We start from the raw sequence: 15,452 nt of genomic DNA, 5'->3' as shown, positions 1-15,452 counted from the left end.
AATACAGAGAACATGAAAACTACAAAACTTATCCTATTCCTTTATCTGTTTATGTATGCTGCGACAGGCTGGGCGCAACGGAGCCAGTCACTTATCGAACAATGGCGATTTACACGGGAAGATCCGGCGGCGGCAGCCGGTGAGCACTTTAACGATTCCCGGTGGGAGGCGGTTACTATTCCCCATGACTGGGCGATCTATGGGCCGTTCGACCGGAATAACGACCTGCAGAACGTTGCCGTCACCCAGAATTTCGAGCGGCAAGCCTCGGTCAAAACCGGGCGTACCGGTGGATTGCCTTATGTCGGCACAGGTTGGTACCGCACCGAACTGACGCTTTCGCCCGAACAGCAGGAAGGCAAACGCGCCGTCCTGCTTTTCGACGGTGCCATGAGCGAAGCCCGTGTCTATGTGAACGGACAGGAAGCGTGCTTCTGGCCTTTCGGTTACAACTCGTTTCATTGTGATATTACTGAATACCTGCATACCGATAAAGAAGTGCAAACTTTGGCTGTGCGGTTGGAAAACAAACCCCAGTCCTCGCGCTGGTACCCGGGTGCCGGGCTCTATCGCAACGTGCATCTGATCCTTACCGATGAAGTTCATGTGCCGGTTTGGGGCACGTATCTCACCACCCCGCATGTATCGTCGGATCTGGCTTCCGTCCGCCTGCAAACGCGTATCGAAAACGCGGGCGACCGGGAAGTACGCATCCTTACCGAGATCCTTTCGCCCGAAGGGAAAGTCGTGGCAAAGAAAGACGATACCCGGAAAATCAATCACGGCAAACCTTTCGAGCAGAATTTCCTGGTTGAAGCCCCACAGTTATGGTCGCCCGAATCGCCGGCCCTTTACCAGGCGGTTTCCAAGGTCTTCGTCGAGGAGAAGCAGGTCGATACCTATACCACCCGTTTCGGTATCCGCCATATCGAGATCATTGCCGACAAAGGTTTCTATCTGAACGGGCAACACCGGAAGTTTCAGGGCGTCTGCAACCACCACGACCTGGGACCGTTGGGCGCGGCGATCAATACCGCGGCTTTACGCCGTCAGTTGACCCTCTTGAAAGATATGGGATGCGACGCGATCCGTACGGCACATAACATGCCTGCCCCGGAACTGGTCGCCTTATGCGATGAGATGGGTTTCATGATGATGATCGAACCGTTCGATGAATGGGATATTGCCAAATGCGCCAACGGTTACCACCGCTATTTCAATGAATGGGCGGAAAAAGATATGGTGAATATGTTGCATAACTACCGGAATAACCCTTGCGTGGTGATGTGGAGCATTGGCAATGAAGTGCCGACGCAATGCAGCCCGGAAGGCTACAAGGTGGCTTCTTTCCTGCAGGATATCTGCCACCGGGAAGACCCGACACGCCCGGTGACCTGCGGCATGGACCAGGTGAGTTGTGTGTTGAGTAATGGGTTTGCCGCGATGATCGATGTGCCGGGCCTTAACTACCGGGCACACCGTTATACGGAAGCTTACGGCAAACTGCCGCAGAATATCGTGCTCGGGTCGGAGACCGCTTCGACCGTCAGCTCCCGCGGCGTCTATAAATTCCCTGTCGAGAAGAAACCGGATGCCAAATACGACGATCATCAGTCGTCGTCCTACGATATGGAGTATTGTTCCTGGGCCAACCTGCCGGATGATGATTTTGCCCTTGCCGACGATTACGCCTGGACGATCGGGCAGTTTGTATGGACCGGCTTTGATTATCTGGGCGAACCCTCGCCCTACGATACAGATGCCTGGCCCAACCACAGTTCCCTGTTCGGGATCATCGACCTGGCCAGTATCCCCAAGGACCGGTATTACCTGTATCGCAGCCTCTGGAACAAAAACGAAACGACCCTGCATATCCTTCCGCATTGGACATGGAAAGGACGCGAAGGCGAAGTCACTCCGGTATTTGCCTACACCAATTACCCCGAAGCCGAACTCTTCGTCAATGGAAAAAGCCAGGGAAAGCAAAAGAAAAACAACAATACGCTGCAACACCGTTACCGGTTGATGTGGATGGATGTGGTGTATGAACCGGGCGAAATAAAAGTAGTCGCTTACGACGCGCAAGGGAAAGCTGCCGAAGAGAAAACCCTCCGGACGGCAGGCAAGGCCGATCGCCTGGAAGTGATCGTCGACCGGACCGAACTCAGTGCCGACGGCAAAGACCTGGCCTATCTCACCGTACGCGCGGTAGATAAGGAGGGAAACCTTTGTCCTTTCGACAGCCGTCTGGTCAACTTCACAGTGAAAGGAGCCGGCACCTATCGTGCCGCCGCGAATGGAGATCCGACCTCGCTCGATCTCTTCCATCTGCCCCGGATGCCCCTCTTCAGCGGCCAGCTCACCGCCATCGTACAGGCCGGCACAACAGAAGGCACCCTCCTGTTCGAAGCCAAAGCCAAAGGCTTGAAAACCGCGAAGGTAGAGATCAAAACAAAATCTCAAACCGTGTCCAGCCGTCACACGAGGTGAGGCTGAAGCGGCAGCGGTGGTTGATCAAGACGTCACGCACAAACATCAAGCCGATGCCCTGCCCGGTAGATTTGGTGGTGAAGAAGGGGGTGAAAAGTTTTTCCCGGGCTTCGGAATCGATGCCCGGGCCATTGTCTTCGACCGTGATTGATAGCGGAGACGCCAGTGTGCGGATATGGATCTCCCCATATTCCCCGATCGCTTCGTAGGCGTTCTTAAGGATATTGAACAGGACCTGCTCAAACTGGATGCCATCGACCGAAATCTCTTGATCTTCTTCCGCCAAGAAAAGTTTCACCGGGATATGACGGCGCTGGCACTCCATCCGCGTGAGTGCCTCAACGGCGCGCGCCTGCTCATTCAAAGAGACAGACGACAAGGTAGGTTCAGGGATACGCACCACACGGGAGAGGTTATCGATAAAATGCGCCAGGTTGCCACAGCGGTTGTACGAAGCATCAACCGCCACCAACACATCCTCCCACTCTCCATTTCCTTCCTGCCGGAAGATATCAGAGACGACATTCAATGTCGAGCCGATCGCGCCCACCGAGTTATTCACCTCGTGCGACATCATACGGATAATGCGCTCGTACGACTCCTTCTCGATCTTCAATAACTCCTGCGTCAATTCTTCGATAAAGATAAAAGGATGGTCGAAGCCTTGATCCACAAAAGAGGAACGCACACAACGGAAGACCGAAGCACCCGCTCCACGCACGATCATATCGTCCTGAGGTTTCAACGCGGCCAGTGTCGGGGCTAACGCAAAAGAGACTTCATTCAGTTTCTTTCCTTTGACTTCCGCCAACTTCTCAATGCCCAGGATCTTCAGACCTGCCGGGTTTATATCAGCAATTTGTTTATCAAAATTCAATAGGAGAATGCCTTGCGGAGAGGCTTTGATCAATAGGTCGAGGAATTGGTTCTTCTCGCGCACCACCAATCGCTCGCTGCGCAGGTGGGTGATCATCCGGTTAAATACAGCAATCACCTGGTCGGCATCTTTGTTATTCACCGGCCGCAGATGGGTCGCGAAGTCCTGCTCCTTCAACAACGACATACCACTCAATAAGAGGTGATACGGACGAATCAACTTCTGATACAAGAACAACGCAAAAAAGAAAGAGAGTAAGGCAATGCACTGGATCACCCAGAACGGGAAAGGCTTATCCCGGAAAAAGAGGAAGCCGACCCCTATCAGAATAAGAAGGATAAAAGCGACAATAGCCCAAAACACCCACTTCGATCGCATACTATTCCGGTAGTTTGATATCGTACTTTTCCAACCGGCGATAAAGCGTTTGCCGGCTCACACCCAATGCCGTGGCGATCTTCGAGAGGTTACTGCCATACAGTTCGATCGCCTTGCGGATCATATTCCGTTCGACCCGTTCAAGAGACTGGACCGAATATTGCTCCCGTTCGGGATTCACCGGGATCTCGACATACTGGTCTTTAAAGTCCTGCTCGGTGATGCGTTTCTTGCCCGACACCAGGATGGTACGGTCGACCAGGTTCTTCAGTTCCCGGATATTTCCCGGGAAAGGCAATTTGCGCAGGAAAGTATAGGCATCGGGAGCGATCTCTACCTCGTCGATTCCATTCTGGCGTGCCTGCTGACGAACAAAATGTTCGACCAAGAGTGGTAAATCATCCAACCGCTCACGCAAGGCGGGCACACGGATCGAGATCAGGTTGACGCGGTAAAACAAATCTTCGCGAAACGTGCCCCGGGTGACCATCTCCGCCAGGTTCCGGTTGGTGGCACTGATGATGCGCGTATCGACCTGTCGGGGTCGGCTATCGCCTAAGACTTCAAATGTCTGGTCCTGCAACACCCGCAAAAGTTTCACCTGGCACACCAGGTCCAACTCGCCAATCTCATCCAGAAAGATCGTTCCTTTATGCGCCATCTCGAACCGCCCCACACGGTCGTGTCGCGCATCGGTGAAAGCGCCCTGCCGGTGGCCAAACATCTCACTTTCGAACAACGACTGGGAGATGCCACCGAGGTTCACCTTCACAAACGGCTTCTCGCGCCGCTGGCTGGCTTCATGGATCGCTTCGGCAATCAGTTCCTTGCCCGTACCGCTCTCACCCGTAATCAAAACAGAAGCATGGGTATGGGCGATACGATTAACCGTTTCCAACACCTGCATCAACAGAGGTGAACGCCCGATAATTCGGCCTTGTGGTATTATAGCGGTCGAACCCTTCTTTATCTCCTGTCCCTGTCCACTCAATTCGATGGCAGTCCGGATGGTATGCAACAACATCAGATTATTCCAGGGTTTGGTCACGAAGTCGAAGGCTCCGGCTTTGATACCGCGCACCGCCAAGTCGATCGAACCCCAGGCGGTAATCAGGATCACCGGCACCTCGGGACGAAACACCCGCACCTCGGCCAAGAGTTGCAACCCTTCCTCCCCCGTCGTGGTATTGGAATAATTCATATCCATCAGGATCAACTCCGGGCAGTTCTGCCGCACAAAGCCAATCACCTCCCGGGGAGTCGAAGCCGCCTCCACCGCATACCCTGCCCGCTTCAAGACCAACGTCAAAGAAGTCCGAACAGTCGCGTCGTCGTCGCAGATTAAAATCATAAAGCTTTATTTATCGAAATAAGTCCGAGTGGGGGGCATACTCAATCTCATACATGACGATAGAGTTAAGAATCGAGACTTTGCCTCAATTCCGCAATAGTCTTAACCCGGACTACTTCTCCGGAATGTACCTCTTCCAACGCCCGATCCAATTGGGGATATATTATATCCCGCTCCAAGGAAACTCGCTTCACTCCCTTAAACATTTTCAATGCGTCCACAATCTTTTTCACATCCGAACGATCATCGATATCTATGTCCAACACTAATTTCCTCATATCTTTATATCTTTAGGTTACAACAAAGATAATACTTTTCAGCTAACTACCAAAGCATTACTCCTCCCGCAGCGCCTCCGCCGGTGCCACGCGTGAAGCCTGCCGGGTGGGGTACCAGACGGCAAGAAGGGAAATGATCGCAAGGAAGAAGTAAGTGACAAAATAATTGATAACATCTTGTTCTATCCCCATCCCTATTTGCTCACGGTTGGCTTTGGGCAAACCGATAGCTTCCAGGAAATCAGTCTGCGCAATGTTCAAACAGATATTTACAGCGACAAAACTGGCGATAAACAGGAGCAACAAGGTCTCTCCAAACAACATACGTTGCACATCTTTCCGGGTGGCCCCCATCGAAATACGTGTTCCGATCTCATTCCGGCGTGCTTGTACCCGGTACCAGAAGGTTCCGATAATGCCTAAGAAGATATTGATCACCAAAAAAGTAGTGATCGCATAGATGCTATTCAGATTTCCTGTTATCCCACTATAAGCCAACACATCCTTTTTCAGACTCTGCAATGAAACGACAGAGGCCAGGAAATAAGGATCCAGATTTAACTGTTGTCGCATTTCGCGGGTAAATCGTTCGGGAAAATCCTTATCAGCATGAGGGGTTATACGCACGACAATCTGACTATTCAGAGAAGTCCGATCTCGTCCGAGAGGGTAATATACTCCTCCTAGGTAGGGAGCATACGGGTCTTCTTTTGTCGGATTCACAATGCCAACAATCGGATATTCTTCTTTCATATGATCGTTATATAACGCACGGATTTTAGACAATTCCAGTTCCTGCTTTTTATCACCTGCCTCTGTGCGCTCCGAACTCCCCTTTCCTTTCCCGGAGACTTCCACATTTTTATTGTTTTCAGCGGTATATTCAAAATGCCCGTTACGATTTCCGGAGACTATCACATTTTTACTCTCTGCATTATCTTCCCAATTAAAGATACGCCCCTGTTCTAATTTTATCTTAAACACATCGAAAAATTCAGAAGACACATACCGTATCCTTGTTTGCACATGGATCGAATCGGGCAGCGACACCATAGTTCCGCTCGATGAAGACCGCAAATAAGGTGCGGCCGAGTTCGAAAAAGACACACTTTCGACTCCGGGATATTGCTTCACCCGCCTGATAAAAGTTTGCACCAACGAATAATGATCGATAGCCTCTTCTTCTTTCGGTTCCATCCCGGTCTTTTTCGACATTCTTATCTCATACGTGTGATCGATATCAAAACCCAACGGTTCATGATTGCTTTTAACGATGAAACTCATATAATCGCAACAAAACCACAAGACACAGAACACCACAATAAATTCGACAATAATCCAGCCATTGGCTTTGCGCTCATTCCAGATAATTTTTAATATATGCCGTATCATCTTTATTTATCATTTTGAGTAAGTGAATTAACAATATTCATACACGAAGCCCGATAGGCGGGTATCCCTGCCGATAAGAGATTTAACAATACGCACACGAGCACCACCGATAATAAAACGGGCCAGGAGACAAGCGCATTGAAAGGGATATAACTATCCTCGGGCACTCCAAGCAGCCAATGTTTCATCTGGTAGATCACACCATAGGACAACAACAGCCCAACAACCCCACCCAATAGGGAGGTGATCAGGTTTTCGAAAAGCACCTGAATCAGGATCACATGCCGTTTGGCTCCGAAAGCTTTCCGGACACCGATTTCTTCCGTGCGCCTTTTCATGCGCGAAAGGCTTAGTCCGGATAAATTGATCGCCGGGACCAACAGAAGAACCAGAAAGATAAACAGAGATTTCCGACGGGCCACTCTGATCTTTACAGCTGCGTCTTCATTGGTAGACGCCCAGCCCGAAAGCTGATAATCGGAGTGTTTGGCCGGTCCCCGGTAAGAAAGCACCTTATTGGCATGCGAGGCGTCGTACTTCTTTTCCGCCTGCCTCACTTCCCGGTCGATCTCCGGCAGATCGGAATTATTTTTTGCCATCAACACCAGCATATCAACGCCCCAGGATTGATAATTATCAATACTGGTATAAGGAATCCAGAGATCGGCATGAGCCATATTGAATATTTCGGAAATATCTTCCACGATACCAGTCACCCGATAAGGCACAAAATTGATCAGGATCATCTGCCCGACCGCTTTCTCTCCTTTAAAGAGCTTGCGCGTGGCGCTTTCCGACAGGATCGCATGTTTCACTCCCGATTGTACTTCTTCTTCTCCCCAGGGTGCACCTTCTATAAACCGGAAAGAATAAATCTTCCAGTAATCCTCTCCGGTAGTACGCCTTTTTAAAGTATGAATCTCCGATTCTCCCTCACGACATACCAGTTGTTCACTCCGACTCATTATTGTACTGTATTCCGGAGTCTGGAGATCGGAGAGATAACCCTGGTAGCGATCGTAAGAGATTGTCCCCGTCATCCAGGAATTCTGAACCGTATCCCGTTCCATCATAGTCGGTATATAATAAGTCCGGTACCTGTTTGGTTCAGCCCCTATACTGATGGTTTTTATATTATCCGAAACGATAATCGCCATAATCATCATTATAGCCAATGCCGTACCCAGAATAGCGATCAAGCTGATAAACTTATTCTGTTTCAGCATTGCTATGGCTTGCTTGAAATATAATTTATACATAATTCTTCATTCTTCGTTCTTTATTCACTCCACTCTCCTCCCATCAAAGAACCGCACAATGCGCTGGGTCGATTCGGCGATATGTTCATCGTGCGTGACCATCACGATCGTGGCGCCTTCTTCATTCAACTGGAATAAGAGATCCATAATCTCCTGCCCCATGCGACTGTCCAGATTACCCGTCGGTTCGTCGGCCAGGATAATCTTCGGCCCACCTACAATCGCCCGGGCTATGGCAACGCGCTGACTCTGCCCACCCGAGAGCTGTGAAGGGAAATGGCGCATCCGATGCGACAGGCCGACCTTTTCGAGCACCGCCTTTGCCTTTTCCCGCCGTTCTTTCTCCGTCGATGGGCGGTAGAGCAACGGGAGCTCTACATTATCTAATACATTTAATGAGTTGATTAGATGAAAACTCTGGAACACAAAGCCTAACGTTGCGTTCCGGAAGTCTGCCATCTGCCCGTCTTTCATTCCGGTGGTATCGATCCCATTGATCCGGATCTCTCCCTCGTCGGGCAAGTCCAACAACCCCATCAGATTGAGCAGTGTACTCTTCCCACAGCCCGAAGGACCCATAACGGAAAGAAACTCCTTCTCTTTCACCTCGAGGTTCACATTCTCCAGCGCGACTGTCTCGACCTCTTTCGTGCGGTATATCTTGGTTATACCTTCCAGTTTGATTATTCCCATAGCTATTTATTATTTATTTCAGTGTTTATCTACGTCATCCATACAAGCAAGGGATATGCCAAAAAGCTATTCTCCTGAAAACAAAGCATTTTCAGAAAAAGGGCCTGTCCGAATTCGGACAAATCTGTCCACAGAGCAGTAAGACATCAAGACAACGCCGCCACCCGGTAGTGGATGATGCGGGTGATCAAGTCGATTGGTAACGGTTGATTGTAAGGGAGCTGGAGGGCTCCTTTACTTGTTTTGTAGGCGGTAAGCTCATCGGCAAAGGCGACCATCGCTTCCGGGCCGGGGTAGAGGCCCAGATGGGTTTTGTGTCCGGCGAAATGGAGTAGGTTCTTTTTTCGGTACTTGAAGGTCGGCATCGCCCAGCTTATGGTTTCCAATGCTTCGGGGACTAAAGTGCGTACCAGTTGGCGCACACTCGCCATCCGGGCCTGTACTTCCGGCTCGAAATCTGCCATATACTGATCGATCGTCTGGGGTGTCTGCTTTTCCGGTGTCATAAGAATGCCTTTTTATCGTGTTTCGTTCAACAGACAAATAAAGTGATCTTACACCCATTCTCCAAATAATTCAGCCGGAATTCCTTTGATTTTGCCGGCTCAGAATTGTTTTTCTGAAAAATACTTTACATCTTTGGGCTCCATTAGACCAATTGAATTTTCTAATATTAATAAAACACAGACTTTATGAAGAAGAATGTATTCGAGTTGAGTACGCAGCAATTGAAGGATATTGCCGACGCGTTACAGAAAGAAGTAGAACAAGGGCTGAACACGCCCAACAGCCAGATTCAATGTCTGCCCACTTACATCTCCCCCAAAGCACCGCAAGAAAGCGACAAAGCCGTCGTATTGGATCTGGGCGGAACAAACTACCGGGTAGCCACCGTTGACTTTAGCGGAAACAAAGCGAAGATCCATCCGGAAAACGGTTGGAAGAAAGACTTACAGATAATGAAAACGAAAGGATTCAGCCAGGAAGACCTCTTTACCGAACTGGCGGATCCGATCCTTGAAATCAAACGCGAAGAAGAAATGCCGATCGGCTATTGCTTCTCTTATCCGGCGGAATCGATGACCGATGGCGACGGCGTATTGTTGCGCTGGACCAAAGGCGTGAATATCGAAGAGATGGTAGGCAAACCCGTGGGTAAACCGCTGATGACCTACCTCAACGAGAAGAGCCCGAAGATCCCGTTCACCGGTGTGAAGGTGATCAACGACACGGTGGCCAGCCTCTTTGCCGGTTATGCCGGAGAGAAATACGACGCCTATATCGGCTTGATCGTAGGTACGGGAACGAATATGGCAACGTTTATCGATTCCAAGAACGTAGGTAAATTAGATAACGACCTGAAGAATTTCGGTTCCATGCCGATCAACCTGGAATCCGGAAACTTCTGCCCGCCGCACCTCACTTCGATCGACAATACCGTCGACGCCCTTTCCGACAACCGGGGCAGACAACGTTTCGAGAAAGCGATCTCCGGTATGTATCTGGGTGAGATCCTCAAAGCGGTATTCCCATTGGAAGAGTTCGAAAAGAAATTCGATGCCGAGCGCCTGACCACCATGATCAGCTATCCCGACATCTACAAAGAAGATCACGTACAGGTAGCCAACTGGATCTATGTGCGTTCGGCTAAGTTAGTGGCCGCCTCCCTGGCCGGTCTGGTGAAAGTATTGATCGCCCACAACCCGAAGGTAAAGAAAGTATGTCTCACCGCCGAAGGAAGCCTCTTCTGGAGCACCGTGCGTTTCGGCCGCAGCTACAAAGACATGTGTATGGAAGAATTGCAGAACCTGTTGAACGAGTTCGGCTATCCGGAAGTACGCGTCTACGTCGAACCGATGGAAAATGCCAACCTGATCGGAACGGCAATTGCAGCGATTAGCTAAGACGGAAGATAGAAGATAGTAGTTAGAAGATAGCTATTAGAAATACTGCCCGGGGTAGCAAACCTTATATGGTTGCTACCCCGGTTTTTTTTGTATAGACCGCATTTTTCAGCCCCTTTTTCACCCAAAATTTTCACCACCGAAAGCAATAGCTACAACAGCCTGAAAATCAAACTACTGCAAGGAGCATTTATTTGTTGATAATTATCAACAGATTTGTTGATAGTTATCAACAGATCTGTTGACAATTGTCAACAAATGTGTTGACGGTTATCAACAAACAAATACTCCCGCCACTTTTCACTTCTCCTCCCCCCGATCCCAACGCGAAGTAGAGGGGGATAAAATCTTTTCATTATCTTTGTTTCCTCTAATTGAATAAAATAATGACGTATGAAAACTAAATGTATTTTTCTTCTTTTAACCGTGATGTTGACCTTTTTCGGGTGTGATGTGGCCAAGCAGGTGAGTGGCGCATACAACCTGACGCAGTGTAAATATGATTTCAATTCGATCTCGGCGATGAATCTGGCGGGTGTGGATCTGTCGAAAGGTATCTCGGCATTGCAAGTGGTGCAATTGACGTCGGTACTGACCGGGAATGCTTCGTCTATTCCATTGAATTTCAACTTGAACATTGATGTGAGCAATCCGAATCCAACCGCGGCGATGTTGCATGGGTTACAATATATCCTGAATATCGACAACGTGCAGTTTACCACCGGCACGATCAATCAGGCGTTGAATATCGCATCGGGCGAGAAGCAGCTCCTGCCGCTTTCCATCGGCCTCGACCTGGCTACCTTATTGAAGGGAGAAAGCAAAGATGCGGCCCTGAATATCGTCAAGAACATCGCGGGCATCAACGACCAGAAATCACAGGTCACCCTGCAGATCCGCCCGACCTTTATGATCGGCAACCAGGCCATCACCTCTCCGGCTTATATCCCGGTCCAGTTTGCTTTTGGGGGGAAGAAATAAAGAAACAGAAAGGTTCATCCTTGATATTATGGCACGCAGATGACGCAGACTAAAGCGCAGATGACCGCAGATAATTTATTGTTAACTTAATATTTATCTGCGGTCATCTGCGCTTTAGTCTGTGTCATCTGCGTGCTCTCTTACCATCAAGGAAGAAATCATACTATAAACGTTTGGAAGAGTTTATTGTCTTCCAGTTCATCATACCGTTTGATGGTTACCCCGACGGCGTGGAAAAGGATTTTGACCCAATCGGCCACTTCCGGGATATAGATTTCTCCCACTTTGCGGGAGAGTGCCCAAAGAAATAAAGAATTCAGATTGTCGGCATCGACCGTTTCGTTCTCTACTCCCATTACTCTGCCGTCTTCCACATTGAAAACGACTGCCTGACTGATATGTCTCTCGACTTCATCCTGCTTCTTCTGCTTTAATACTAACGCGATCCTCATCTCTATATCAGTTTAAATTTATACTTTGTGATCCACACTCAAAGATCACAAGAATAAAACGATTTTCCAAGGTCAATATTGCGACTGTTTTGTTCCAAATCACCACTCCTAATCTTAAAAAACCAAAGCGTCGTTTTCCTTTTTTAGTTTATGTATACCTTGTTTCATAGTTTTTGCCTATTTTTGTGGTAATTACTTATTTTTGAGTCCCTAATATGTACAAAACTAAAAAGAATCGCAGTATGAAAAACCTCCCATTCCTGATGACCCTGGCAGTTGTCGTTTTATTCTCCGCATGCCAATCGAAAAAAGCCGAACAAGCCAACGAAAACGTGGCGTATGAACTGAGTACACTCATGACGGAGATCGACCAAAAAGTCGAGCAGGAAGTATCCGTTGAAGGAATTGTCACCCACGTATGCAAACATTCCGGCAAGAAGTGTTTCATCACCGACGCGACCGGCAAGGTGTCGATACAGATTATGAGCGGCGGCGAGATCGAGACGTTCGACAAAGAACTGGTCGGTTCACGGATCCAGGTGAAAGGCATTGTGAAAGAAGCCCAACAACTCTCACCCGAAGACTTGCAGGCGCAGGAAGACAAAGTCTTAGCCATGCAAACGGAAGGTACGTTGGAAGAAGAACAATGCGATACGGAACGTGCCAGCATCGAGGATATGCGCAAGTGGATGAAAGAGCACAACAAAGAGGTGTTCACCATTTACCGGATAGACGGCCTGTCGTATGAAGCGCTCGATTGACGGTAAAACGTTCACCCGCTGGATGCGTATCCTGCATCGGGACCTGGGGTTCCTGATGGTAGGGCTTTGCGTGATCTATGCCATCTCCGGCATTCTATTGAATCACATGGGCGGGAGCGACCCCGCCTATAAGGTAGTCAAAGGCAGTAAAACGATCGCGCCGGGGCTGACCGAAAAGGAGCTGACGGCAGAATGGGCGAAAGAATCCGATCTGCCGGCGATCAAGCGCATTCTCCCCTCCGGCGACCGTCCGGCCAGGATCCTAGCCAACGGAGGCACGGCGCAGTATCATCCGGCGACGGGCGAACTCACGTATGAGTTCTACATCAAACGTCCCTTCGTCTATTTCATCAACAAACTGCATTACAACCAGGTGAAAGGCTGGACCTTTATGGCCGACCTGTTTGCTGTAGTCTTGCTCTTTTTCGCCCTCTCCGGGCTGGTGATGGTCAAAGGAAAAAAAGGACTTGCCGGCCGGGGAAAATGGTACCTTTTGGCCGGATTACTGATCCCGCTTATCTATTTATTTTTTGTGTAAGAGAAGAAAAAACGTTATCTTTGTCGTATGCTTCGCATCACAACACATATAGAACGACTATTGTTTATCCACGACTGTGTGATCATCCCGGGCATTGGTGGCTTTGTGTTACAGACCGTTCCGTCTGTTTACCGCAAAGAAGACCACACATTCGCCCCCATGCATAAGGAGATTGTATTCAATAGCGCCTTACAACATAACGACAGCCTGTTGACCGGCTCCTATATGCAAACCTACGGGGCAGACTACCGCAAGGCGCAAGCGATGGTAGATGAAGATATTGCCGAGATCCAATCGGCATTACAGCAATACGGAAAAGCCGCATTAGGGACTATCGGCTCCCTTACCCGTGGAGAAGAAGGACAACTGATCTTCCATAGAGGGAAAGCCGACCGGTTTGATGTCGATTATTACGGGCTCTCCTCTTTCCATTTCCCGGCGCTCCCGCCTCTTGTCTTTTCAGAAGACCGGGAGGCAGAGTTCAAGCGGAAGAAAGATATGTTCTATATCCCGGTCAACAAACGGTTCATTCGCGGAGCCGTAGCCTCGGCTGCCGCTATAGCCCTGTTCTTTCTGATCTCCACACCGGTCAAAGACATCAAGCAATCGGCTTATACCGCCAGTATCCTGCCGTGTGAGATCCTGCTGCCGAAAACGACAACAGTCGCCGAACCGGAGAGTGAAACAGTTGCCATAGTAGATATCGCGAAAGAGACTCCTATTCCACCGGCCACTTCCCAAAAGATGTACCATATTATTATAGGTAGCTTCCCCGACCAGGAGAAGGCCGACGAGTATATGGCCGGCATAGACCAATCCCTGTACCGGGAGAGCGGCCTTGTCGTGCGGGATAACCGCTACCGGGTGTATATCCGCAAGTTCGACAACCGGCAGGACGCAGAGACATATTTATCGGTGATAAGGGAAGGCGAGAAACATAAAGATGCCTGGCTTTTTATCAGTAGATAGATGAATGGCGCGTTAGAATTCCAATTAGATACGGACAATAAAGAGTTTCAGGACGCCTTGCGCCTGATCACCCATACCCGGCAATCGGTTTTCCTGACCGGAAAAGCCGGTACGGGTAAATCCACTTTCCTCAAATACATCTGCAAACACACCAAAAAGAAATATGTCGTATTGGCCCCTACGGGCATTGCGGCAATCAATGCCGAAGGGGTGACATTACATTCCTTCTTCAAGCTTCCTTTCCGTCCGATGATGCCCGACGACCCCGACCTGAGTACCAAAGGCGGACGTATCTTTGAGTTTTTCAAATACCAGAAGAAACACCGGAAGCTATTGCAAGAGGTGGAACTGATCATTATCGATGAGATCTCCATGGTCAGGGCGGATACGATCGATACGATCGACCGCATCCTGCGCGTCTTCTCGGGCAATACCCGCTTGCCTTTCGGCGGCAAACAACTCTTGTTTGTCGGGGATATCTTCCAGTTGGAACCGGTCGTGCCCAGCGATCAGAAAGAGATACTCAGCCTGTTCTATGCCAGCCCGTTCTTTTTCTCCGCCCGGGTATTCCGGGAGATCAACCTGGTGCCGATCGAACTGCAGAAAGTGTACCGGCAGACCGACCAGACCTTTATTCAGATCCTGGATCATATCCGCAACAATGCGATCCGCAAGGAAGAGCTGGAGATCATCAACGCCCGCCATTTCCCGGGTTTTGATCCGCGCAACGAAGACATGTACATCACTCTGGCCACCCGTCGCGACCAGGTAGACCATATCAACGAAAAGAAACTGGCCGAACTGCCCGGCGAAGAATTCATCTCCCAAGGCGCTATCGACGGAGATTTCCCGGAAAGCTCCCTGCCGACCCAACTAAACCTGTCGATCAAAGAGCAGGCGCAGGTTATCTTTATCGATAACGACCCGGAACGCCGCTGGGTGAACGGCACGATCGGCATGATCTCCGGCATCGACGAAGAGGGACACGTCTATGTCCTATTGGAAAGTGGTGTCGAACATCTGGTGGAGATGACTTCCTGGCGTAATAGTTTGTGACACAGCGTGAAACATAAATCCTTTAATTTTTCTTATCTTTTCGTAAAAAGTCCCATTTAAGGGGTTGATTAGT

At 49.5% G+C, this 15,452-nt stretch carries 14 protein-coding genes and 1 pseudogene; 7 read left to right on the top strand and 8 right to left on the bottom strand.

The window, feature by feature from the left end; translation table 11 throughout:
- Positions 1 to 12: 12 nt before the first annotated feature.
- Complete coding sequence (locus M2133_RS13850; protein WP_277466775.1) at positions 13 to 2,490, top strand: DUF4982 domain-containing protein; 2,478 nt, start codon at positions 13 to 15, stop codon at positions 2,488 to 2,490.
- Here M2133_RS13850 and M2133_RS13845 read toward each other — a convergent pair.
- The 7 genes from M2133_RS13845 to M2133_RS13815 form a co-directional block, all read right to left on the bottom strand.
- Positions 2,447 to 3,745 carry an ATP-binding protein gene (locus tag M2133_RS13845; protein WP_277466774.1) on the bottom strand — a complete coding sequence of 433 codons (1,299 nt, stop codon included), beginning with the start codon at positions 3,743 to 3,745 and terminating at the stop codon, positions 2,447 to 2,449. The genes M2133_RS13850 and M2133_RS13845 overlap by 44 nt on opposite strands.
- A 1-nt stretch (position 3,746) precedes the next feature.
- Positions 3,747 to 5,096 (bottom strand): sigma-54 dependent transcriptional regulator, encoded by a 1,350-nt coding sequence (locus tag M2133_RS13840; RefSeq protein ID WP_277466773.1) that lies wholly within the window; start codon positions 5,094 to 5,096, stop codon positions 3,747 to 3,749.
- 65 nt (positions 5,097 to 5,161) lie between these two features.
- Complete coding sequence (locus M2133_RS13835; protein WP_277466772.1) at positions 5,162 to 5,374, bottom strand: hypothetical protein; 213 nt, start codon at positions 5,372 to 5,374, stop codon at positions 5,162 to 5,164.
- A gap of 57 nt (positions 5,375 to 5,431) precedes the next feature.
- On the bottom strand, positions 5,432 to 6,766 hold the full coding sequence (locus M2133_RS13830) for an FtsX-like permease family protein (protein ID WP_277466771.1): 1,335 nt from the start codon (positions 6,764 to 6,766) through the stop codon (positions 5,432 to 5,434).
- Between the two features lie 2 nt (positions 6,767 to 6,768).
- Positions 6,769 to 8,025, bottom strand: coding sequence for an ABC transporter permease (locus tag M2133_RS13825; protein WP_277466770.1), 1,257 nt, complete (start codon positions 8,023 to 8,025; stop codon positions 6,769 to 6,771).
- A gap of 24 nt (positions 8,026 to 8,049) precedes the next feature.
- Positions 8,050 to 8,712, bottom strand: a complete 663-nt coding sequence (locus M2133_RS13820; RefSeq protein WP_277466823.1) for an ABC transporter ATP-binding protein — start codon at positions 8,710 to 8,712, stop codon at positions 8,050 to 8,052.
- A gap of 152 nt (positions 8,713 to 8,864) precedes the next feature.
- The gene (locus M2133_RS13815; protein WP_277466769.1) at positions 8,865 to 9,224 is read right to left on the bottom strand and encodes a DUF1801 domain-containing protein; all 360 of its coding nucleotides are present in this window, start codon (positions 9,222 to 9,224) and stop codon (positions 8,865 to 8,867) included.
- 186 nt (positions 9,225 to 9,410) lie between these two features.
- On the opposite strand from M2133_RS13815, the gene M2133_RS13810 reads away from it, so the two are divergent.
- Positions 9,411 to 10,622 carry a hexokinase gene (locus tag M2133_RS13810; protein ID WP_277466768.1) on the top strand — a complete coding sequence of 404 codons (1,212 nt, stop codon included), beginning with the start codon at positions 9,411 to 9,413 and terminating at the stop codon, positions 10,620 to 10,622.
- 393 nt (positions 10,623 to 11,015) lie between these two features.
- Entirely contained in the window at positions 11,016 to 11,603 is a 588-nt protein-coding gene (locus tag M2133_RS13805; protein WP_277466767.1) for an LEA type 2 family protein, read from the top strand.
- Between the two features lie 158 nt (positions 11,604 to 11,761).
- Here M2133_RS13805 and M2133_RS13800 read toward each other — a convergent pair whose 3' ends face one another.
- Complete coding sequence (locus tag M2133_RS13800) at positions 11,762 to 12,055, bottom strand: hypothetical protein (RefSeq protein ID WP_277466766.1); 294 nt, start codon at positions 12,053 to 12,055, stop codon at positions 11,762 to 11,764.
- A 242-nt stretch (positions 12,056 to 12,297) separates the two neighbouring features.
- Here M2133_RS13800 and M2133_RS13795 point away from each other — a divergent pair, with 242 nt between their 5' ends.
- The 4 genes and pseudogenes from M2133_RS13795 to M2133_RS13780 all read left to right on the top strand — a co-directional run.
- A complete protein-coding gene (locus tag M2133_RS13795) occupies positions 12,298 to 12,816 on the top strand; it encodes an OB-fold nucleic acid binding domain-containing protein (protein WP_277466765.1) in 519 nt (172 codons plus the stop codon).
- On the top strand, positions 12,800 to 13,354 hold the full coding sequence (locus tag M2133_RS13790; protein ID WP_277466764.1) for a PepSY-associated TM helix domain-containing protein: 555 nt from the start codon (positions 12,800 to 12,802) through the stop codon (positions 13,352 to 13,354). Before M2133_RS13795 ends, M2133_RS13790 begins: the two co-directional genes overlap by 17 nt.
- A gap of 27 nt (positions 13,355 to 13,381) precedes the next feature.
- Complete coding sequence (locus M2133_RS13785; protein WP_277466763.1) at positions 13,382 to 14,323, top strand: SPOR domain-containing protein; 942 nt, start codon at positions 13,382 to 13,384, stop codon at positions 14,321 to 14,323.
- Positions 14,324 to 15,370: pseudogene (locus tag M2133_RS13780) on the top strand (AAA family ATPase); the annotation flags it as partial. It lies immediately after the preceding gene.
- Between the last annotated feature and the right edge of the window lie 82 nt (positions 15,371 to 15,452).

Origin of the sequence: Parabacteroides sp. PF5-6, assembly GCF_029504695.1 — a bacterium.
Lineage (GTDB): Bacteria > Bacteroidota > Bacteroidia > Bacteroidales > Tannerellaceae > QVMG01.
Note: the sequence above shows the minus strand (reverse complement) of the source record. Positions and strands in the feature narration are given on the sequence as shown.